Raw genomic sequence first — 22604 nt, forward strand, 5'->3', positions numbered from 1 at the left:
TTGTGCCGATGTGTTAATAACAATATTTAGGTGGTTATTGCATCAGGGTTCCACCTCTTCCCATTCCGAACAGAGAAGTTAAGCCTGATAGCGCCGATGGTACTGCGTAGAAGTGGGAGAGTAGGTCGCCGCCTTTTTTTTAGATAAATCCGATATTCGAAAGAGTATCGGATTTTTTGCGTTTATACGTATCTTGCCACAAAAATAATGATATGCGGTTTATATTCTTATCCATTTTCTTAACTATTTTAAAAGTAGGTTTTGCTCAGGACTCATTGCATGTTGCAATGGTTTTTATGGGCGATGTAATGGGACATGATAGTCAAATTAATAGTGCCCGTATTAAGGATTCAGATCGCTATGATTACAACAGCTGTTTTAAGTATATTAAAGACGATATTCTTTCAGCAGATATTGCCATTGCTAACCTGGAAGTGACTTTAGCTGGCAAACCTTATAAAGGTTATCCTACCTTTTCATCCCCTGATACATTAGCGAATGCATTAATTAGTGCTGGAATTGATGGACTAGTGATGGCTAATAATCATTGTGTTGATAGAAAAAAAGCTGGACTTGAGCGAACATGTAATACTCTTGACAAACTTGGTATTCCAAGAACTGGTGTTTTTAAGGATTCGCTCGATAGGATAAAGAATAACCCCATGATATTGGAAGCTAACGGTATTAAAATTGCTGTTTTAAGTTATACTTATGGTACTAACGGAATTCGTGTTCAAAGTCCGAATATTGTTAATCAGATTGATACTGCAATAATTGCAGAAGACATACGATTGACGAGAAGATTAGGCGTTGACGAAGTAATTGTATGTATGCATTGGGGCTGGGAATATCAAACTAAACCTAATCCAGAGCAAAAGCGCTTGACAAGCTTTCTTCAATCGAAAGGAATACGTGTTATTGTTGGATCGCACCCACATGTACTGCAACCGATGAACTTACAGAGTATAGAAGGAGAAAACAGTTTAATTGCTAATAGTATGGGTAATTTTATATCCAATCAACGAACAGCACCAAGGGATGGAGCGGCCTTACTATTTGTGGAGCTCTTAAAAGTTGGGGACACGGTACAAGTTGTAAAAGCGGAGTATCAGCTAACATGGGTTTATACACCAGTATATAATGGTAAGAAGTCCTTTTACGTTTTACCTGCTGAAAGATACAGAAACGCCAATTGGATTGATGAAACGGCTCGTAAACGCTTAAATGAGTACCTCGTCGAAGGAAGAGCTATTTTGAAGAGCAATATAAATGTAGAGGAACGAAGTTTTACTCCTACATTAAACAAAAAGTTGGGTAGCTTAATACCCACTACAGATATTAGTTCTATAAATTTAGATTTAAGAAATTAACGATTGTATTTATAGAGGAATGGTTGATTTCATACAATATTCCTAAATTTGCAGCCCTAAAAAGGTAATCATGCAAGATAGAAAAGCAATAATAGCCATTGATGGTCATTCATCATGCGGCAAGAGCACGGTAGCTAAAGATTTAGCAAAGGAGTTGGGTTACGTGTATATTGATACTGGTGCCATGTACCGAAGTGTTACCTTGTTTGCTATGAATAATGGTTTCGTAAATAACGGGACAATAGATGAAGGTGGCTTATCTAAGAACTTGGAAAAGGTAAACATTAGCTTTAAATATCAGCCAGAAGAAAAGATAAATGAAACCTTTTTAAATGGTGAAAGTGTAGAAGATGCTATTCGTGGCTTAGAAGTAAGTAATAATGTTAGTGCGGTAAGCGCTATAGCTTTTGTGAGGAAACGAATGGTTGAGCTTCAGCAAGCCATGGGTAATCAGGGTGGAATTGTAATGGATGGAAGGGATATCGGAACCGTTGTTTTCCCAGATGCTGACTTAAAACTTTTCATGACTGCTTCAGCCTCCATACGAGCCCAGCGTCGTTACGATGAGTTAACAGCCAAAGGTGAAGTTGTGAATTATGAAGAGATTTTAGCTAATGTGGAACAACGCGATCATTTGGATAGTACTCGAAAAGAAAGTCCATTAAGACAAGCCGATGATGCTTTGGTATTGGATAATAGCGATTTGAACAAGGCAGAACAGTTAGAGTGGATTATTGAAGTTCTTAAAGAGCGAAATTTAGCTTAAACATGATACGTGTTGAGATTGATAAGTATTCAGGCTTTTGCTTTGGGGTTCAAAAAGCGATTGAAACAGCTTCTGCTCTTTTAAGTAAAGGTGAAAAAGTACACTGCCTTGGTGATATAGTACATAATGAGGCCGAATCAGAACGTTTAGCCCACAAGGGTATGTCAATCATTCAGCACAATCAATTAAATAAATTACAGGGTGGCACTGTCTTGTTTAGGGCGCATGGAGAACCGCCTGAATCGTATCAGCAAATTACTGATAAAGGCTTAACATTGAAAGATGCCACTTGCCCCGTAGTATTGAAGCTTCAGCAACGCATCAGAAAAGCATATTTGTCACAATATGAAAAGAATGGGCAATTAGTAATATTTGGTAAAAGGGGCCATGCTGAAGTTGTTGGACTAATCGGTCAGACCAATAACGAGGCTATTGTAATAGAAGATGCTTCAGAAGTATCAAAGATTGATTTTAGCCGACCCATAGAGTTGTTTGCTCAAACAACCAAGAGCCCAGATGTACTGCGTTCTATTATTGAATTAATTCAAAATGAGCAGCCTATTGATTTTATATGGCACAATACTACTTGCAAACAAGTAACCGGAAGAGTGCCACGTATAAAAGAATTTGCCTCTCAGTTTCCATTAGTTGTTTTTGTTGGAGGAAAGAAAAGTAGTAACGCCAAAGTGCTATATCAAGCATGTAAAGAAGTCAATGCCAATTCCTATTTTGTAACATCGGCAAATGAATTAGATACAAAGTGGTTTAATAATGTAATTGAGCAAGTTGGTGTTTGTGGAGCTACCTCAACACCTCAATGGTTAATGGAAGAGGTGGCTGAGGCAATTCGAAAAATCCGAAAATAAATATTTATTATTCGTAAGGGTAACAATTTACATGGAATTAGAGTAGGAGAACTAGTAAAAAAGTAAAAAATACTCTTTTTTATCATTTCGAATGTAAATTAGAGCATTAATATACCCTTGTGAATCATTTGTATCTACTATTTTTACACACTTGGTTTATTTGTACAGAACTTTTTTTGGGAACAATAAGTATAAAATTTTTATGGGCATTCAAAAAGGCATACAGCAGACAGCTACCGTATTGGTAATTTTATTGATAATTGCATCGTGTCAACCACAATCGGGCAGTGGTATTTATGAGACCTATTTGGTAGATAAAGGAAACATTGAAACCTGGGAAACGACAGAAGGACGTGTAGAGCCTGCCAATGAGGTTTTGTTATTAAGCCCAACAGCCAGTATTATTGGTGAGATAAAGAAGGAGCCAGGACAAAAGGTTAAAGAGGGAGAGGTAATAGTTGTACTAAATACCATAGCTGTAGAGAGTAAGATTGAACAGTTAAACGATCAATTGGCTGTGAAGCAGAATAACCTGGAGAAAACACGACTGAACGCGCGTAGTACGAAAGCCGATTTGTCCCATAGCATCGAAACAAAGAAACTAAAGATATCATCCATTAAATCGGTTATGGCTGATCAAGAGCAACTGTTAGAAGTAGGTGGTATTTCGCAGGCTAAATTTGATAAAACAAAGCAGGAACTCGTGCTTGCACAAAAAGAGTTACAGCTTGTGCAACAAAAAAACTCCATTCGACTACAACAGTTAGCAACCGATGAAAAAGGATTATTGCTACAAATTGAGATTCAGGAAAAGGAATTGGAACAGCAAAAAGATTTGTTGGGACGAATGCAAGTCAAAGCTCCTTCAGATGGGATTATTTTGGGTATCCATGGTAAAACAGGAGAGAAAATACAAGGGGATAAATTGCTTGTGAGCTTGTCTGATCTTACTCGATTTAAAATTAAAGCAACCATAAGTGCAAAGCATAAAAACATGATTAAGACGGGGCGTAGAGCTTATGTTGTGGTGGACAATACACGCCTGTCGGGTCGTATTGGTACTATTATGCCAAAGCTTGAGGATGGCAATTTACAATTTACTGTTTCATTAACCGATAATAACCATCCAAAGCTAATTCCCAATCAGCGTGTGGATCTTCAGGTGGTTAAAAGAGCACGTTACGATGTGCTTCGTCTTAAGAAAGGGGCAATGATTAGTAATAAGAAAGTACAGCACGTTTATGTTGTTAATGGTGATAGTGCCGAGCAAACAGAGTTAACACTTGGTTTAGTTACTGATGATTTTATTGAGATAAAAGGAGGATTAAAAGCAGGCGATGAAGTGGTGATTTCTACAGTATCAACAATTGAAAATACATCATCAGTTAGCATTGATAAATTTAAAAAGTAGGACAATGAAATACATTGGATCATTTTTATTGTTTGCCTGCCTTATTATTCAGGTAAAAGCCCAAACAAACGGCTCTGATAAGTATCAATTATCGTTACAAAATGTTGTTGATTTAGCCATAAACCAATCTTCATCGGTTAAGTATGCTCAAAACCGCTATGAGAATTATTTTTGGCGATATAAGAATTTTCAGGCCCAATTTCGCCCTCAGTTAGTACTTGATGGCGATATACCTAACTACAACCAACGGACCAGAGCCGTTACACAGCCCGATGGTAGCGTAGAATTTCGTCATGTTTCGTCTTTACAGGGTAATGCACGTTTGTCCTTAAACCAATCTATTCCACAATCAGGTACTCGTATATATGCCAGCTCTTCCTTATACCGTGTTCAGGATTTGATTAAAGATGATGTTAATTTTTCTGGTGATCCGTTCGTTGTTGGTTTTACGCAGCCCATATTTGCTTATAATTGGATGAAATGGTCGCGCAAAACGGAGCCAATGGTATACGATGAGGCACAAAAGAATTTTGTTGAATCGATCGAAGAGATATCAAGGGCTGCAACAGCACGTTTTTTTAAGTACCTGCGGGTACAAACAAATTATAAACTGGCCGAAAGCAGTTTAAAAAACAGTAAAGACAATCTCAGGATAGCCGAAACAAAAAGACGTTTGGGTACAATTTCAGAGAATGATTATTCGCGTATCAAGTTATCGGTGTTAACAGCTCAAAAGTCATTAACACAGGCGAATATGGATCTTAAAAATGCCGATTTCGAACTTAAATCATACATTGGTCTGGATCAGTTGACCAACATTGAGTTACAGATGCCTTTAAACATGATGCTGTTCGAGGTTGATCCTGAACAAGCGCTAGCCGAGGCACTTGAAAACAGGAAAGAGTCAACCCAGTACGAGAGGCGTTTGATTGAGGCCGACCGTGATTTAACGAAAGCTAAACGTGGCAATGGACTGGCTGCTACTTTGCGCGGATCTTATGGTTTATCCAATAGTGCACCTGATATACCTGGTGTTTACGATGAGCCTGAAAAACAGCAAATGGTAAAACTGTCTTTATCTGTACCCTTATTGGATTGGGGCAAGTCTACATCTAATGTTAAATTGGCCGAAAGTAAACGCGATTTGGTGGTATTTGATGTCGAACGCGACAGAGAAAACTTCGAACGAACGGTAGTTGTACAGGTGGAGCAATTTAGCCTACTTAAGGCACAGTTAGAAATATCCAATGAAGCAGATAATGTAGCTGGTAATGGTTATGAAATTGCCTTAAAAAAGTTTCAGAATGGCGAAATTAGTATTAGTGATCTCAACATATCCTTGTCGGAACGTGAGAAAGCAAAGCGCGATTATATAAAATCCTTAGAAACATATTGGTTAGCCTATTACCGTTTGCGCGAATTAACCTTGTACGATTTCTCTAAGGGACAAAAAATCTTGTACGACAATCCCTTGTTACATGGTTTGATAAAAAACAAAAATAAACCCAGCACATCAACTTAAAGAAAATGGACGGACAGCAGCGTGATGCCATTTATACCGGCTTATCGGTAGGTATTGTATTAAAACAACACCAAAGAAGTGGACAAATAACCTACGGTGTGGTTAAAGATATATTAACCAACAGTCGTTTTCATCCACATGGTATAAAAGTGCGCCTGGAAGATGGTCAGGTCGGTCGAGTCAAGTCCATCGAAGACGAATAGCTTATATTAAAACACTACTGTGTTTTAAAAACTCCGTCATAATTGGTCTATCTGCTTCAGCCCAATTAAGTGCAGGTAATTCATCGGGCGAAAACCAGCATACTTTTTCATGTTCAACAGCATTAAGCTCCCCACTTTCAATGCTACAAATAAACGGAATTAATTTGATGGTTCTTTCTGGGTAGCTATGGATAACAGGCGTTAATTGTTGGTTTATTTTAATGTGAATTGATAACTCTTCGTTGACTTCACGACAAATACATGCTTCTGCAGTTTCGCCCTCATCAATTTTGCCACCTGGGAATTCCCACTTCCAACTTTGGCTCATTTGTCGGCTACGTAAAGCCGCCAATACCTTGCCTTTATCAATGATAATGGCACAAGTAACCGGTGTTACCTCGTTCATGATAGTTTTCATTTTAATGGACATTACTAAGCCATTTAGAGTAATGGAATAGCGTGTGTATTTGGTTTAGGTGAGCGTAAAAATAGTAAAAGGGATTAAAAATGCAAGTGTTTTGATTGATTACCGTTGATGAGTAACAGTTTTTTATTCATCATATTGAAATTATCACTGAACGATGATTTTAAAATGTAATTGAGCTCAATATTATCAGAAAATGGAATAAATTTGGAAGACGTTTATTTCATTTAGCATCATATAAAACCCATTTACATGGCACTTCTTTTATTTTATTTATTTCTGGCTTTAATTGTATCCTTTTTGTGCTCAATAATGGAGGCTGTGTTATTATCTACTCCCCAATCATTTTTAATGGTAAAGCAGGAAGAAGGTAAAGGATGGGCTAAGAATTTCATGGAGCTAAAGGTAAATATTGATAAACCATTATCGGCTATTTTATCGTTGAATACAGTTGCACACACCATTGGTGCCGCAGGTGTGGGCGCACAGGCAATTAAAGTATTTGGCGAAGCATCTTTCGGTATTGTATCGGTGGTATTAACCATTTTAATACTAATTATTACCGAGATTATTCCAAAAACCATAGGAGCCAAATTTTGGAGGCATTTAGTGCGCTTTTCGGCTCTTACGATAAGGGGTATGGTTTTTATAACGTACCCATTGGTTATGATGTCGGCCCTAATTACCCGCATGTTATCCAGTGATAAAAAAGAACAAACAACCAGTCGCGAAGAAATTGCTGCCTTAACCGAGATTGGGGCTGACGAAGGGGTGTTTTCTAATTATGAGCACCGGATAATTCAGAATATGCTTAAGCTTAAAAATGTAACGGTTAAAGAGATAATGACACCCAGGGTTGTGGTTGCGGTTGCTGATGAAAATGTATTGCTCGATGATTTTTTAAAGAACAAGGATTACCTCCGTTTTTCGCGTATCCCTGTTTACTCGGGCGATGATGAGAATATAACGGGTTATGTCTTCCGTCAAACAGTTTTTGAAAAGTTGGCCGAAGATCAGCATACCTTAAAACTAAAAGATATCAAACGTCCCATAACAGTGGTACCCTATTCGGTTGTGTTGTTTGATGTGTGGGAGAAGTTGTTGGAGCAAAAAGAGCATATAGCGTTGGTGGTAGATGAGTACGGCGGACTTGATGGTGTTGTAACCATGGAAGATGTTATTGAAACCTTACTAGGCATGGAAATAGTTGATGAAACCGATACCATAACGGACATGCAAGAATATGCTCGTCAGCGCTGGAAAACCAAACAAGATAAGTTTGATCAATTGGGTAGCTTGAATAAAAAGGAGTAGGGCATGAGCTACCAAGACTTTACCATACGATTGATTTGTGCTTTAATAGCGGGCTTACTCATCGGATTTGAGCGAGGATGGCATCATAAGTCGGCTGGTTTACGCACCAATACCTTGGTAGCGGTAGGCTCAGCATTATACGTTATGCTTTCGATAAAAATGACTTTGAGCGATGGTGATGTTACGCGCATTATTGCTCAGGTGGTAACTGGCATTGGTTTTTTAGGCGCTGGAATTATTTTTAAAGAGGGTATCAATGTACGAGGGCTTACCACCGCAGCAACCGTTTGGTGTAGTTCGGCTATTGGATGTCTAGCAGCTGCAGGGTTCTACCTCGAAACAGTGATTGCCACTTTATTAATTTTAATGATTAACTATTTTTTAATGCCAGTTGATAAGCGCTTATCACAACGTGTGCATAAAGACGATGAAAAGAAACCCGATTGCTGATTATCAAAAATAATACCCCTCCTTACGAAGAGGCATGATGACATCTAACAAACAATTGTTGTGGACAAAGTATGTTGCGTGCCAGGTTGAACAGTGATGGTGTCATCCAAGCTATTAGCTGCTTCAACACACAACATGCTTTTGTAGCCACCCAATAAGTCAGGCATTTGCATGGCTAGTTCCTCGCCTGGATTCCATACCACTGTAACACCGCTTCCAGTTTTGCCAACCTTAATGTATCTATCAACATCGTGTATAGTTGTTTTGCTTTTCGATAAGTAACGGCGGTCGGTACGCTGACCAAAACTGAGTAGTTTATCAGCCTGAACGTCTTGCGTATTCAATACATCATCATGATACCTTGTAGCATCCAAGCCTTCTAGCTTAACAGTATTGATATCTGCTATATTAAAATATGTATGAAGAGCCGCGCTAATATCAAAAGGTTTGGTGTCCAAGTTGTGGCTTGTTAAACTAACTTCTAATGTTTTTCCAAGTGTTACAAGCAGGGTGGCTTTAAAATGGTATGGCCATAATTGCATGGTATCGGAATTGGACGATAGCGTGAGTTCCAGACTTACTTCATCATTTAAGCATGAACTTTGAGTTACTTCCCAATTTGAGATGCGGGCAAAGCCATGCGATGGCAATGAGGCATCCACTGGATGAGCGTTAAACCATGGCCAGCAAATAGGAATACCACCTCTAATGGCTTTTCCATTTTTGTAAACGGCGTCATCGCTTACAAAAAGTACTTCTTTTTGATTGTTGGGGATGAAACTCAGTACGTGAGCACCATAGAGTGATACTTTAGCACTGGCGTGTGGACTGCTTAATTTAGCGATGGTGGTGTGTTGGTATTGTTCAAAACCAATCGTGTTATCGATACCAAATTTGCTGTTGAGAGTTGCTGCATTCATAGTATGTGAATTTGACTGCAGCAAATGTATTGATTAAAGATTTGAAAGAAAATAGGATGTCGCTATTCTTTTGCTGATGCATATGTTTATTGTGACATTTTTATTGCAATGCCAGCTTTGTATTGGGCGTGCTGAAATAGTATGTAAATGGGTGGCTGGAATGTGTTTTCTTGAGGCGGATATGAATTGTTTATCAGGGAAGCAAAATGAAGAAGCCTGCACTAATACTAGCACAGGCTTGATTATTTTTTATCGTTCTTACGTTTTTAATTCGCCAATAATTGTCCCTTTATGGTATCCTCAAAAGCCGATAATGCCGCTTTGGAGCCTTCGCCCATGGCAATAACAATTTGTTTGTAAGGCACTATTGATACATCCCCAGCCGCATATATTCCTGCATGATTGGTACGGCAATGAGCATCAATTTCTATTTCTCCAATGCGATTGGTTTCAACTACTTCGGTAAAAACCTTGCTATTAGCTTGTAGTCCTATCTGTACGAATACACCATCTACATTCAATTGTATTTCTTCTTCAGATACACGGTCTTTGTATGCTAAACCGTTTACTTTTTTACCGTCGCCAATAACGCTCATTGTTTGTGCATTGGTAATAATGTTAACATTGCCCTTCTCAGCCAGTTTGTCTTGTAATACCTGATCTCCTTTAAGCGTATCCATAAACTCAAGTACCGTAACTTCCGCAGCAATGGATGATAGATCAATCGCTGCTTCTAAACCCGAGTTTCCACCACCTACAACCACTACTTTTTTATCTTTATAGAACGGACCATCGCAGTGGGTGCAGAATGCTACTCCCGAGCCAATGTATTCGGTTTCTCCTGGTACACCCAGTTTACGCCAGCTGGCACCTGTGGCAATAATTAATGCTGGTGTTACTAGTGTTTCTCCCAAAGAAGTACTCACGTGTTTATGGCCATCTAGTACTTCCGTTTTTTCTACTAGTCGGTTTTCCAATATATCTATTGGGTAATCGTTTAGGTGTTTCATAAGGTTGGCCGAAAGTTCAGCTCCAGTTGTTTGAGGTACTGAAATCATGTTTTCAATCGACACTGTTTCTGTTACTTGACCACCTATTTTCTCGGCAACAATGGCTGTGGAAAATCCTTTTCGAGCTGAATAAACAGCAGCTGATACACCAGCGGGTCCTCCACCAACTACCACCACATCGTATTCCTTTTTTATGGATGTGAGAGCTTTGGTATCTGTGCCCAACAATGTTTCCAGCTTACTCAATAATTCGCCCATTGATGATCTTCCAATATGTAAAACCTCGCCGTTGGCCATTACGGTTGGCACTGCTTGTATGTTTAGTTGATCTACCTCTTGCTGATTTATAGCTCCATCAATAATTTCGTGAGTGATGTTGGGATTTAAAAAGGCCATAATATTTAAAGCCTGCACCACATCGGGGCAGTTGGTACAGCTTAATGAGATGTAACTTTTAATTTCTACCTTTTGCTCAATGTTTTTAATTCTGGCACTAAAAATTTCATCGGGTAAGTTTTTTCCAATACCATCAAGGTTAAGTACGGCTAATAAAAGAGTTGTAAACTCATGACCAGTGGGAACTGCTTTAAATGTAACGCCGCTGTCTTGTCCGTTTTTTAAGATGGTAAATGATAAAGCATCGCCTTCTTCTGATTGTGTATCAACCTTGTTAGAACAGGCAGCAACATCCTTAAGTAGGCTTGTTAATTCGTTTTTATTGGGATGTTTATCGGCAACCTTTATTTGAAATGTGTAATTGCTTTTAAGGGCTGAAAAAACATTGTTTACCTGGTCTTTTATTGCTTGTTCTAACATGTCTGTGAGTTTTTAAGAGTTATTGTCGAAGAAAGGAATGAAGTGATGATTGCGAGGCGAGATGAATAAAGAGATGTGGATTGTCTTTTTACAATTTGTCCCACACCTCTTTTTTAAAGCTTTAATTAAATTTTACCTACCAGGTCAATGTTTGGTTTTAAGGTTTCGTTACCTTCTTTCCACTTAGCAGGACAGACTTCCGATGGGTTGTTGGCTACAAATTGTAAAGCTTTTAGCTTACGTAATAATTCATCAGCATTGCGACCTACATTTCCTGCAACTACTTCGTAAGAAACTATTTCGCCTTCAGGATTAACAATGAAAGTTCCTCGTTCGGCCAAGCCTACTTCTTCAATCATTACCTCAAAGCCACGGGATAACACACCAGTTGGATCGGCCAACATTGGGTATTGAATTTTTTTAATGGTATCAGAAGTATCGTGCCATGCTTTGTGTACAAAGTGAGTGTCTGTTGAAACAGAATAAATTTCAGCACCAGTTGCTTTAAACTCATCATAGCTGTTGGCTAGGTCTTCCAACTCTGTTGGGCAAACAAATGTAAAGTCAGCAGGATAAAAGAAAAATACCGACCACTTGCCTAATACATCCTCTTTCGTTACTGCTTTAAAATCATCATTTACATATGCTTGTACATTAAAATCTACAATCTGTTTTCCAATTTGTGACATAGTTATAATTTTTAATTGTTTATAGTTCTCTTGTTTGTTTTTACAGAAGCAAAACTAGTTCTTCATTTGATATCAATCAAATAGATAGTAGTTATTCATTAGATAGATAATATCTATAACTACAGTTAATCAGCATCATATGAACTTAAAGCGTTGATGCTTGCGATGAAAAAAAGTGGAATTACTGTAATTTAAGCTTGATGTTTGTAAATCGATCGCTATACCTTTTTATGTGAAGTGGTGTTTGTGATTAGTCTTTTAGCAGGTGCTACTTTTATTATGCCTTTTAAAAGCAATAGCTGACATATCTCTGCTTAATACACCTCATTTTTACTTATCTTTAATCCCTTTGAAACTGAATCGTCAGTTATATCATAGAGAATGAGCTTCATAAGAAGCAGAGAAAGAAAAATACGCTAACCGACATATGGAAATATGCCTATAATCAGTTCAATCATATCATTAGTTAATACCCGACGTCTTTCACAAATAGATCACTTTAAGCTAAATCCAGAAGATGTTCAGAAAGAGCAGTTCCGAAGTTTACTTGAAGCTGCTAAAAATACGACGTTTGGAAAGGAGTTTGAATTTAAGAGTATTAGCGATTATAAAACCTTTGCAGAACGGGTACCAGTATGTGATTACGAAGGTGTTCGTCCGTATGTAGAGCGCTTAAGAAAAGGAGAAAGCAATTTATTGTGGCCAGGTGATATAAAGTGGTTTGCAAAAAGCTCGGGCACCACTTCAACAAAAAGTAAGTTCATTCCCGTTACTAAAGAAACGCTTGAAGATTGTCATTTTAGAGGTGGAAAGGATGTGTTGGCTTTGTATCTTCAGAATAACCCCGATTCTGAAATGTTTAGTGGTAAGTGCCTTACCCTAGGAGGGAGTCATCAAATTAATAATTTTAGTAACGACAGTTATTACGGTGATTTATCGGCGATTTTAATTGAAAATTTACCCTTTTGGACGCATTTTGCCCGTACGCCTGAGCAATCCATCGCTTTAATGGACGAGTGGGAAGCAAAATTAGATAAGATTACAGAAACGACCATTAATGATAATGTGACTTCTTTAGCTGGTGTACCAAGCTGGTTTATGGTGCTTATTAAACATGTTTTGAAGCAAACTGGTAAGTCTAACTTATTGGAAATATGGCCTAACCTGGAGCTTTTTATGCATGGTGGAATTAATTTCACTCCATATCGTAAACAGTATAAGGACTTGATTCCAACCGATAAAATGAACTATCAGGAGACCTATAATGCATCCGAAGGTTTTTTTGGTATTCAGGATGATTTGAATGATCCTGGTATGTTGCTGATGCTTGATTATGGTGTGTTTTATGAGTTTATTCCTTTGAATGAAATTGCCAATGCCCACCCCAATGCAAAAACTATTGAAAATGTTGAGTTAGGTGTGGATTATGCAATGCTTATTACCACTAATAGCGGTTTGTGGCGTTACATGATTGGCGATACGGTTAGGTTTACCTCTCTGCGTCCGCATAAAATAATTATAACTGGTCGTACCAAGCATTACATGAATGCTTTTGGCGAGGAGCTAATGATTGAAAATGCCGAACGCGCCTTGGAGAAAGCTTGTGCCGAAACACACGCCGTGATTAAGGAATATACGGCTGCCCCAGTTTTTATGGATGAGGAAACGAAAGGAGCTCATCAATGGTTAGTTGAGTTTGATGAGATGCCTGATTGTATGAACAAGTTTACCGAGTTATTGGATGTGACTTTACAAGAGGTAAACAGTGATTACGAAGCCAAGCGCTACAAGGGAATCACATTGGATGGGCCCGATGTGGTGGTGGCTCGTCATCATTTATTTATGGATTGGTTAAAGAGTAAGAATAAGTTAGGCGGTCAAAATAAAATTCCCCGCTTAGCGAATAACCGCGAGTACATCGATGAATTATTAAAGCTTAATCACTAGAAAGAAATAACTATGCATATTGCTGTTGCAGGAAATATAGGTTCAGGAAAAACATCATTAACCGAATTGTTGGCACATCATTTTGGTTGGAAAGCTCACTTTGAGGATGTGGAAGATAACCCTTACCTGGCCGATTTTTATGAAGACATGACCCGTTGGGCGTTTAACTTGCAGGTATACTTCTTAAAAAGTCGTTTTTCATCGGTGCAGGCTATCCGAAAAGCTGGTAATACAGTTATTCAAGATCGAACCATTTACGAAGATGCCTATATTTTTGCACCCAACTTATTTGATATGGGTTTGATGAGTCGTCGTGACTTTGATAACTACGAATCCTTGTTTGAAGTGATGAGTGAAATGGTGCAACCGCCTGATTTAATGATTTACCTACGTGCTTCAATACCTACTCTGGTGGAACAAATTCAAATGCGAGGGCGTGAATACGAAAATAATATACGACTTGATTACCTAAAGCGCTTGAATGAGCGTTACGAGGCCTGGATTGATAAATATACCAATGGCAAGCTATTGATTATTGATGCCAATAAAATTGATTTTATCAAGAACAAGAGCGATCTGAGTATGATAATCGACAAGGTTAATGCCGAGTTGAACGGGTTGTTCTAAAATATCGTCAGTCACTATAATCTAAAGAAGTAGAATTTACAGGCCAAATAACAAACCTATATTAAGGCTTATTTGGTTTTGCTTTTCATGGGGGTTTTCTGTGTAGTCGGGTATGGCATCAGGATAATAAATGGCCTCCATGTGTGCAATTAAATCCATCTGTGCATGCAAGTCTAAAAATACTTTTCGGGATAGTTCCACTAAAAAACCGAGCTGAGGGGCTACGCCAGGCCGCCATTTTTTTGCTGTATAAGCCACCGATTGATTTAAGTTGCTATTTGAGGCAAAATCAATGGTATTAATTAAGTAGTAAGCTCCAAAGGATAAGCCAATGTATGGGCGAAACTCATCGTGGCTAAAATAGTAGGCACCATTTAATAGTAGTCGAATTGATTGGTAATTGGCACTCACATCGCCATAGTTATCAACATCCCATAAATCACTTCCATTTTGATACTGATAGCCTGTTTCAAAACCTAGGGTAAGTCGTCTGTTATAGAACCATTTTCCAATAATTGCACCCTGCCAGCCATTTTTCGATACATCATTAAAGCCTAGTTCATCAGATGAGCGACCCACATTAGTTGCAAAAGAATATCCCAACTTACCACCCAGAAAGTAGTCTTGTGCATTAAGGTTATGGACGAGTACAAAAGCTAAAAAAGTTGTGATGATGTATTTCATATTAAGCTGGCTTTCTTATTCAAATAATAAACAAATGTAATACTTATACAGAAAAGTTGATGAATATCTAAATTGAAAGCACTAGCCGTCTGATTATACGAGATACTTATTATATATAAACATATTCAAATAGCTGAATGTATGTATAGACTGTCGAATAATATGATGTTTATCATGTATTGACACTCTTATTCTTCATTAGTGTAAGAAATAACGTAATTCGTGTAATAGATAGTGCTAGTTTTGCCCGAATAAATAGTTTTGATTCGTTTTTAATTAATAATATCCAGACAAAATGAAAAAGATTGTATTACTATTTGCACTTGTGTTAAGTGTATCTGTTTTTGCTTCTAAAAAACCAGATTGGAAACTACCAATCGAAGGAAAGCCAATTGCTATTTTCAAACACAATTTCACAGGTATTCCTATTGTTGAAACAACTAAATTTTTCTACGGAGTAAATTATGTTGAGAAAAGTATTTTATGGACAGTTGAGAAGAAAGCCGGTCAGGAAGCATTAAAAAATGCAACAGAAGTGGCAAGTATGACAGGTGTTGGAACTGATGTGATGGCCGATGCAAATGCTGTTGGGGCTGTTGCTGGATTTCAGGAAATTCCCTTTACACCTTTCGTATCTATTCATAATAAATTTGCCGATGTTGGTACTGGTAATATTCTGATAGGTGCAGGCGAGGATGCATATAGTGCGATTGAGAGTCATGATATTTTACCTGAATTATATAAGCTTTTAGTAAAAGTAAAAGCAGAAGATGGCTCACGTAAATTATATTGTATCGACCTAAACTCGCGTCAGGTTGAGTGGAAGCAAACTTTAGCTTTGCCTAACGGATCAAAAGATGCCATGAAAATGGTAAGTAGCGCAGCTATGGGGCAGATGATTTTCAATGCTTTTTCGCCTAAAGTAACTGCTAAAAAGGAGATCGTTTATAAAAACGAAAGTGATCTGTTTTTAATTAATTCATCCAACGGCGAAATTATTTGGAAAAATGAATGCAAGCCAGGAACTTTCTTTTTAGATGATGCGCAAAATACATTGGTAGTGATTAACCAGGCATCGGCGGCTGGCAACTACCTTACTGCTAAGGGAGCAAGTTTTGGTAAAAGTATGTTTGCTTTAGATTTAAAAAATGGGAAAGAATTATGGAGTAAGCCAGTTAAGTTGGATTCAAAATTTGCTTTCCAAGTAAATTATGATGCCGATAATTTTGTTGTAGCCCACGAAAAAGGAATTAACATTTTTGATTTTAAAACTGGTACTGCTAAGTGGAAAAAAGATTACGAAACAAAGCGTATTCAGGAAGTAACGGTAAAAGATAAGGGTGTTGAAGTATTTTATGGTAACCGTATCATGTTGGTTGATGTATCAACAGGTAAAAAAGCCTGGAAAAAACCAATTCAGTTCGATGATGTACCTGAAGATGAAGAGGGCTCAATGATCAAAAAAGATTATGAGAAAGGCGTTTTTATTGTAGGAACATCGTTTGCTGGTTTATTTAATAGAGAAACAGGTAAGAAAATATGGAAAATGGGTATTTCAGATAAGGCCAAAGCCGCATTTGACGAACGTAATAATAAAGTAGCCATCTTAGATTGGAAAAAGCTTTATTTATTTGATCCGAACACCGTAGAAAAGAAGCCTGAGAAAATTAAGCTAGACATCAATAAACCTGATGAAATAATTGGATTTGAAACTTTTGAAGCTGGTTATTTTGTAACGGGGATGAACGAGTTTTTTATGCTTGATCAAAAAGGTAATCCTATTAGTACCAACTATTTTAAACCTTTAAAAACAGACCGGTTATTAAAAGCTGCTTTAGCTACTGCAAATGTTGCTTCGGGAATTATGGCAACAGAAGTGGTTGTTTCAGACTCTGAAGGTAACGAAGTATATAGCGGTGGTTTATTTATGTCTACCGAAAATGCTAAGGCCATGGGTGATATTTCTGATGCCACCGGTGCCGCGGTTCGTAAATTAAAAGAAGCTGCCAAATTGCGTGGAGCAGCCCGTTCATCACGTGATTATGCTTTCTTCTTAAAAGGAGAAAAAATTGAATCAGGCGATAAAATGTCGATTGTAAAAATTAGTAAAACAACAGGTAAACAAGAGGATGCCTTTGATTTTGGTGAGAACCGAAGTGTCATATTTGAGTTAGACAAAATGACTAACAAATTATATTATTTAGATGAGAATCAAATAAATGTATTCGATTTAAATTAGAGAATCCCATATTATAGTTTTAAGGCTCTAAGGTTATTCAACCTTAGGGCCTTTTTTAGTCTTTCCTTTCCGCACTTTTTAGCGTAAATTGCAGCACGCAAAAAAAGGACTTTTCTTAAGTTTTTAATCAAGCTGATTTTATGTACTTAAAATATATTCTTACCGGCATTGCCCTTATTATTGGTGGTTTATTAGCAGTGCAGGGCAGCATCAATTCGCAATTAGGAGGAATATTAAAAAACCCTCTTCAAGCTGCTTTTGTTAGTTTTCTCATTGGCACCTTAACCTTATTTGTACTCAATGTATTAATGCGAGCGGAGATTCCTACAAAGGAAATTGTTAGCGCCATGCCCTTGTATTTATTTATAGGAGGTATTATTGGTGCTGTTTATGTGAGTTCAGCCATTATCCTTATTCCTAAAATAGGCGTTGCCACCATGTTAGGTGCTTCCATTGGTGGCCAAATGATTGTTGCATCCATAATTGATCATTACGGGTTCTTCAATATTAATGTACATGCCATCTCACCAGGGCGAATTATCGGAATTATCCTCTTAATTATAGGGGTATTTTTGATACAGCGCTTCTAGAATTAAAGAATTTTAGCTTTAATAACTAACTGATTAAGTATAAGTTGGGGCATGTTGTTGCATTGATGTATGAAGAAACTTGCATATGTAATTGATTATCATGCTTTATAACACTATTAAAAACAGTTAAAATATCTATTTAATATCAACAAAAGGTTTATTTTTGCGCCTTGGAAAAAACAAACAGTTACATTATGGCAGATAAAACAAATCAACTGTTATTTAGTGATTTTCCGAAAGTATCTACTCAAGAGTGGATGGATAAAATCACGGCAGACCTTAAAGGAGCAGACTTTGAGAAAAAGCTGGTATGGAGAACCAACGAAGGGTTCAACGTACAGCCTTTCTATCGTTCTGAAGACCTTGAATCAATTAACTACCTTGAAAGCCAGCCTGGCGATTTCCCGTATGTACGCGGAAACAATGCAAAAACCAATAAGTGGTTTGTGCGTCAGGATATCGTTGTAAAAGACGTGAAGGCGGCGAATGAAAAAGCATTAACTGTCCTTACTAAAGGTGTTGACAGTATTGGCTTCGTAATTGAAGACAAAGCGCTTATTTCTGAAGCTAACATCGAAGCATTGTTAAAGAACATTATTTCTGACGATGTGGAAATCAACTTCAATGCACGCTGTGGTAACAAGCAGTTGGCAGAAGCAGTTGTTGCAGTTCTTAACAAAATGAATCGCACACACGCTGAAGTGAAAGGTTCAATTGATTTTGACCCAATCGGTTCATTAACAATTAAAGGCAGTGCATGCTGCTCTACCGACAAAGCATTTGATCGTGCTAAAGAAATTGCTGAGATTGCTAAAAACTTCCCTCAATTCAGAACAGTAGCAGTAAACGCTAAGCATTACAATAATGCTGGTGCTTCTATTGTACAAGAGTTAGCTTTTGGTTTATCAATGGGTAACGAATACCTGTCGCAGTTAACTGAGCGCGGACTTTCTGTAAACGAGGCAGCTGGTAATATCAAGTTTAACTTTGGTATTAGCGGTAACTACTTTATGGAAATTGCTAAGCTACGTGCTGGTCGTTTATTATGGGCTAAAATTGTTGAAGCTTATAAACCAACAGGTGTTGAAGTTTGCAAATTACATGCTCACAGCGAAACATCTGAGTGGAACAAGACTATTTTCGATCCAAACGTAAACATGCTACGTACTCAAACCGAGGCTATGTCAGCTACTTTGGGTGGAACACAGTCATTAACTGTTCAGCCTTACGATGCATTGTACAAAGAATCTGATGATATTTCAGAGCGTATTGCACGTAATCAACAGTTATTGTTGAAAGAAGAATCTCACTTCGAAAAGATTGTTGACCCTGCAGCAGGATCATATTATATCGAAAACCTAACTCACAGTGTTGCTGAGCAAGCTTGGGCATTGTTTGTTGAGGTTGAAGAAAAAGGTGGTTACTTATCAGCTATGAAAGAAGGCTTTATTCAAGGCCATGTAAAAGCAACAGCTGATAAACGTCGTAAGGCAGTAGCTACTCGTCGCGAAAACCTATTAGGAACTAACCAGTTCCCTAACACAGGTGAAATCATCTCTGGCGATATCGATTTATCTCGTCTTAATAAAGTTGAAGTATCATGCGAAGGTGAGAATGAAGTTGAGCCAATCACTTTATTCCGTGCCGCTGACGAATTTGAGACTTTGCGTTTAGCTACAGAAAAAGCTGCTAAGCGTCCTAAAGTATTTATGTTAACGTATGGTAACTTAGCAATGCGTTTAGCACGTTCTCAGTTCTCAGGTAACTTCTTCGGATGTGCTGGTTACGAAATTCAGGATAACCTTGGATTCGAAACCATTGAGGCTGGTGTTGAAGCAGCTAAAGCAGCTAATGCCGACATCGTTGTTCTTTGTAGCGCTGATGATGAGTATACTGAAGCAGCTCCTAAGGCATTTGAATTATTGGGCGATACACCATTAGTTATTGCAGGTGCTCCTGCTTGCGCTGATGAGTTAAAAGCAAAAGGCATCAAGCACTTTGTTAATGTTCGTTCAAACGTTCTAGAAACGCTGCAAGGCTTTAACGAGATGATTCTAGAAAAATAGACTTTGAGACGATAGACTTTTAGACCAAAGTCATTAGAGAATAATTGAGTGGCAATGAAAAGGAAGCATAACTTTAAGGGATTACAGATTTGGCAGAAAGGTAGAGTTCTTGTGAAGGATATCTATCAGCTTACTTCTGAATTTCCTAAATCAGAGCTGTATGGCCTGGTTAGTCAAATGAGACGTGCTTCAGTGTCAATTCCTTCTAATATTGCAGAAGGCTCTGGCAGAAAAACGAGTAAAGAGTTTAGTCGTTTTCTTGAAATTGCTTACAGTTCAGCTTTAGAGCTAGAAACACAATTGTATCTTTCTTTTGACCTTTCGTTTATCTCAGAATCTACATTAGATGAATTTCTATTTAAAATTGAAGAAGTTCAAAAGATGATTTCTTCATTTGACAATAAGATTCTGGCAGATAACATCTAAATCGTCTATTTTCTAAAAATCTAACAGTCTAATTATCTAAAATTCTAATAAAATGCGACCAAAATTTAATAACATAGATATCAAATCTAAGCCATGTGGTAGCAAGGATACCAAGGCTTGGGAACAAAAGCACGGGGTGAAGAAGGACTGGGTTACACCAGAGCAAATCCCGGTTAAGCCAGTTTATAGTAAAGACGATTTAGAGGGAATGGAGCATCTTGGTTATGCTGCAGGTTTACCTCCTTATTTACATGGTCCTTACTCAATGATGTACGCGATGCGTCCATGGACAATCCGTCAGTACGCTGGTTTCTCTACTGCTGAAGAATCAAACGCCTTTTACAAGCGTAACCTGGCTTCTGGTCAGAAAGGTTTATCAGTAGCGTTTGACTTGGCTACACACCGTGGATACGATTCAGATCATGAGCGTGTTGAAGGTGATGTGGGTAAAGCAGGTGTTGCTATTGACTCTATCCTAGATATGAACGTATTGTTTGATGGTATTCCATTGGATAAAATGTCAGTATCAATGACTATGAACGGTGCTGTATTGCCAGTTTTGGCTTTCTACATTGTTGCTGGTTTAGAGCAAGGCGTTAAGTTGGAGCAGATGGCTGGTACTATCCAGAACGACATCTTGAAGGAATTCATGGTGCGTAATACATACATCTATCCACCTAAATTCTCGATGAAGGTGATTGCTGACATCTTTGAGTTTACATCACAAAAGATGCCTAAGTTTAACTCTATCTCTATCTCGGGTTACCACATGCAAGAAGCAGGTGCAACAGCTGATATTGAGTTAGCATATACTTTAGCCGATGGTTTAGAATACCTTCGTGCAGGTACACAGGCAGGATTAGATATTGATGCTTTTGCTCCTCGTTTATCATTCTTCTGGGCCATTGGTATGAACCATTTTATGGAGATTGCTAAGATGCGTGCCGGCCGTATGTTATGGGCGAAGATTGTGAAGCAATTCAACCCTAAAAATCCTAAGTCATTAGCGCTACGTACGCACTCACAGACTTCGGGATGGTCATTAACTGAGCAGGATCCGTTTAACAACGTTGGTCGTACTTGTGTTGAAGCAATGGCAGCTACAATTGGTGGAACTCAGTCGTTACACACCAACGCATTGGATGAGGCGATTGCCTTACCAACTGATTTCTCTGCTCGTATTGCTCGTAATACACAGATTTATATTCAGGACGAAACGCAAATTTGTAAAGGCGTTGATCCTTGGGCTGGTTCATACTATGTTGAGTCATTGACTAAAGACTTAGTAGAAAAAGCGTGGGCTCACATCGAGGAGATTGAGTCATTAGGCGGAATGGCCAAAGCCATTGAGTCGGGTATTCCTAAAATGCGCATAGAAGAGGCTGCGGCTCGTACGCAAGCTAAAATCGATGCTAAAACTCAAACAATTGTTGGTACTAACAAGTATCGTTTGGAGAAGGAAGATCCAATTGACATCTTAGATGTTGATAACATGGAGGTTCGTCGTTCACAAATTGAGCGTCTTGAAAAACTACGTGCTAACCGTAATGAAGCTGATGTACAAGCTGCCTTGGTTGCCATTACTAAAGCAGTTGAAACGGGTGAGGGTAACTTACTTGAATTAGCTGTTGATGCTGCTCAAAAACGTGCTTCATTAGGTGAAATATCTGATGCATGTGAGAAGATTGTAGGTAGATATAACGCAGTAATCAGATCAATTAAAGGGGTGTATAGCGCAGAAGCAGCAGACGACACAGAGTTTGCAAAAGCCACAAAATTAGCAAAAGATTTTGCTGAGAAAGAAGGCCGTCAGCCACGTATCATGATCGCTAAAATGGGTCAGGATGGTCACGACCGCGGTGCTAAAGTAGTAGCAACGGGTTATGCCGATATAGGTTTTGATGTGGACATGGGACCATTGTTCCAAACGCCAGCTGAAGCCGCTAAGCAAGCTGTTGAAAATGATGTACACGTAGTAGGTGTTTCTTCATTGGCTGCTGGTCACAAAACTTTAGTTCCTCAAATTATTGCTGAACTAAAAGCTTTAGGACGTGAAGACATCATGGTAATTTGTGGTGGTGTTATTCCAGCACAGGATTATGATTTCCTATACAACGCTGGTGCTGTAGCCATTTTTGGCCCTGGTACTTCAGTTGCCAAAGCAGGATCAGACATCTTGAACCTTTTGATGGAGCAAGCTGCTGAGTAATTTTTAACGTATACTTCCTAAGCATCTTTGAGATGCTCAGGAAGGTAACAGATAT

Annotated in this window: 20 protein-coding genes and 1 rRNA gene; 16 read left to right on the forward strand and 5 right to left on the reverse strand. The window is 38.3% G+C overall.

Going from position 1 to position 22604, the window contains the following annotated elements:
* Window positions 1–26: 26 nt before the first annotated feature.
* The 7 genes from rrf to FNN09_RS00035 all read left to right on the forward strand — a co-directional run bounded on the left by rrf (window position 27) and on the right by FNN09_RS00035 (window position 6138).
* A 5S ribosomal RNA gene (gene rrf / locus FNN09_RS00005) occupies window positions 27–137 on the forward strand.
* A 75-nt stretch (window positions 138–212) separates the two neighbouring features.
* Complete coding sequence (locus tag FNN09_RS00010; RefSeq protein WP_143299379.1) at window positions 213–1370, forward strand: CapA family protein; 1158 nt, start codon at window positions 213–215, stop codon at window positions 1368–1370.
* Between the two features lie 70 nt (window positions 1371–1440).
* Window positions 1441–2136, forward strand: a complete 696-nt coding sequence (gene cmk, locus FNN09_RS00015; protein WP_143299381.1) for a (d)CMP kinase — start codon at window positions 1441–1443, stop codon at window positions 2134–2136.
* A gap of 2 nt (window positions 2137–2138) precedes the next feature.
* A complete protein-coding gene (locus tag FNN09_RS00020; RefSeq protein WP_143299382.1) occupies window positions 2139–3002 on the forward strand; it encodes a 4-hydroxy-3-methylbut-2-enyl diphosphate reductase in 864 nt (287 codons plus the stop codon).
* A 202-nt stretch (window positions 3003–3204) separates the two neighbouring features.
* Window positions 3205–4413 carry an efflux RND transporter periplasmic adaptor subunit gene (locus tag FNN09_RS00025; RefSeq protein ID WP_143299384.1) on the forward strand — a complete coding sequence of 403 codons (1209 nt, stop codon included), beginning with the start codon at window positions 3205–3207 and terminating at the stop codon, window positions 4411–4413.
* Between the two features lie 4 nt (window positions 4414–4417).
* Window positions 4418–5935 carry a TolC family protein gene (locus FNN09_RS00030; protein WP_143299385.1) on the forward strand — a complete coding sequence of 506 codons (1518 nt, stop codon included), beginning with the start codon at window positions 4418–4420 and terminating at the stop codon, window positions 5933–5935.
* A 5-nt stretch (window positions 5936–5940) separates the two neighbouring features.
* Window positions 5941–6138: a YwbE family protein gene (locus FNN09_RS00035; protein WP_143299387.1), complete on the forward strand. Its 198-nt coding sequence runs from the start codon at window positions 5941–5943 to the stop codon at window positions 6136–6138.
* 1 nt (window position 6139) lies between these two features.
* Here FNN09_RS00035 and FNN09_RS00040 read toward each other — a convergent pair whose 3' ends face one another.
* On the reverse strand, window positions 6140–6544 hold the full coding sequence (locus FNN09_RS00040; protein WP_143299389.1) for a (deoxy)nucleoside triphosphate pyrophosphohydrolase: 405 nt from the start codon (window positions 6542–6544) through the stop codon (window positions 6140–6142).
* A 270-nt stretch (window positions 6545–6814) separates the two neighbouring features.
* Here FNN09_RS00040 and FNN09_RS00045 point away from each other — a divergent pair, with 270 nt between their 5' ends.
* Both FNN09_RS00045 and FNN09_RS00050 read left to right on the forward strand, forming a co-directional pair.
* Window positions 6815–7876: a CNNM domain-containing protein gene (locus FNN09_RS00045; RefSeq protein WP_143299391.1), complete on the forward strand. Its 1062-nt coding sequence runs from the start codon at window positions 6815–6817 to the stop codon at window positions 7874–7876.
* Window positions 7877–7879: 3 nt separating this feature from the next.
* On the forward strand, window positions 7880–8326 hold the full coding sequence (locus tag FNN09_RS00050) for an MgtC/SapB family protein (RefSeq protein ID WP_143299393.1): 447 nt from the start codon (window positions 7880–7882) through the stop codon (window positions 8324–8326).
* A gap of 44 nt (window positions 8327–8370) precedes the next feature.
* Here the strand turns inward: FNN09_RS00050 and FNN09_RS00055 are convergent, their stop codons facing one another.
* The 3 genes from FNN09_RS00055 to ahpC all read right to left on the reverse strand — a co-directional run bounded on the left by FNN09_RS00055 (window position 8371) and on the right by ahpC (window position 11761).
* Entirely contained in the window at window positions 8371–9246 is an 876-nt protein-coding gene (locus FNN09_RS00055) for a D-hexose-6-phosphate mutarotase (RefSeq protein ID WP_143299395.1), read from the reverse strand.
* A 266-nt stretch (window positions 9247–9512) separates the two neighbouring features.
* Window positions 9513–11072, reverse strand: a complete 1560-nt coding sequence (ahpF, locus tag FNN09_RS00060) for an alkyl hydroperoxide reductase subunit F (RefSeq protein ID WP_143299397.1) — start codon at window positions 11070–11072, stop codon at window positions 9513–9515.
* 125 nt (window positions 11073–11197) lie between these two features.
* Window positions 11198–11761, reverse strand: a complete 564-nt coding sequence (ahpC, locus tag FNN09_RS00065) for an alkyl hydroperoxide reductase subunit C (RefSeq protein ID WP_143299398.1) — start codon at window positions 11759–11761, stop codon at window positions 11198–11200.
* Between the two features lie 435 nt (window positions 11762–12196).
* Here ahpC and FNN09_RS00070 point away from each other — a divergent pair, with 435 nt between their 5' ends.
* The gene (locus FNN09_RS00070; protein WP_143299400.1) at window positions 12197–13708 is read left to right on the forward strand and encodes a GH3 auxin-responsive promoter family protein; all 1512 of its coding nucleotides are present in this window, start codon (window positions 12197–12199) and stop codon (window positions 13706–13708) included.
* Between the two features lie 12 nt (window positions 13709–13720).
* Window positions 13721–14335 (forward strand): deoxynucleoside kinase, encoded by a 615-nt coding sequence (locus tag FNN09_RS00075; RefSeq protein ID WP_143299402.1) that lies wholly within the window; start codon window positions 13721–13723, stop codon window positions 14333–14335.
* 36 nt (window positions 14336–14371) lie between these two features.
* Here FNN09_RS00075 and FNN09_RS00080 read toward each other — a convergent pair whose 3' ends face one another.
* Entirely contained in the window at window positions 14372–15019 is a 648-nt protein-coding gene (locus tag FNN09_RS00080) for a hypothetical protein (protein ID WP_143299404.1), read from the reverse strand.
* A gap of 295 nt (window positions 15020–15314) precedes the next feature.
* Here FNN09_RS00080 and FNN09_RS00085 point away from each other — a divergent pair, with 295 nt between their 5' ends.
* The 5 genes from FNN09_RS00085 to scpA all read left to right on the forward strand — a co-directional run bounded on the left by FNN09_RS00085 (window position 15315) and on the right by scpA (window position 22549).
* Window positions 15315–17258: a PQQ-binding-like beta-propeller repeat protein gene (locus FNN09_RS00085; protein ID WP_143299406.1), complete on the forward strand. Its 1944-nt coding sequence runs from the start codon at window positions 15315–15317 to the stop codon at window positions 17256–17258.
* 140 nt (window positions 17259–17398) lie between these two features.
* Window positions 17399–17848 carry a DMT family transporter gene (locus tag FNN09_RS00090; protein ID WP_143299408.1) on the forward strand — a complete coding sequence of 150 codons (450 nt, stop codon included), beginning with the start codon at window positions 17399–17401 and terminating at the stop codon, window positions 17846–17848.
* Window positions 17849–18042: 194 nt separating this feature from the next.
* Window positions 18043–19914 (forward strand): methylmalonyl-CoA mutase small subunit, encoded by a 1872-nt coding sequence (mutA, locus tag FNN09_RS00095; RefSeq protein ID WP_143299410.1) that lies wholly within the window; start codon window positions 18043–18045, stop codon window positions 19912–19914.
* 54 nt (window positions 19915–19968) lie between these two features.
* Window positions 19969–20340, forward strand: coding sequence for a four helix bundle protein (locus tag FNN09_RS00100; protein WP_143299412.1), 372 nt, complete (start codon window positions 19969–19971; stop codon window positions 20338–20340).
* Between the two features lie 52 nt (window positions 20341–20392).
* Entirely contained in the window at window positions 20393–22549 is a 2157-nt protein-coding gene (gene scpA, locus FNN09_RS00105; protein ID WP_143299414.1) for a methylmalonyl-CoA mutase, read from the forward strand.
* Window positions 22550–22604: the final 55 nt, after the last annotated feature.

Origin of the sequence: Carboxylicivirga sp. M1479 (assembly GCF_007097485.1) — a bacterium.
Classification (GTDB): Bacteria; Bacteroidota; Bacteroidia; order Bacteroidales; family Marinilabiliaceae; genus Carboxylicivirga.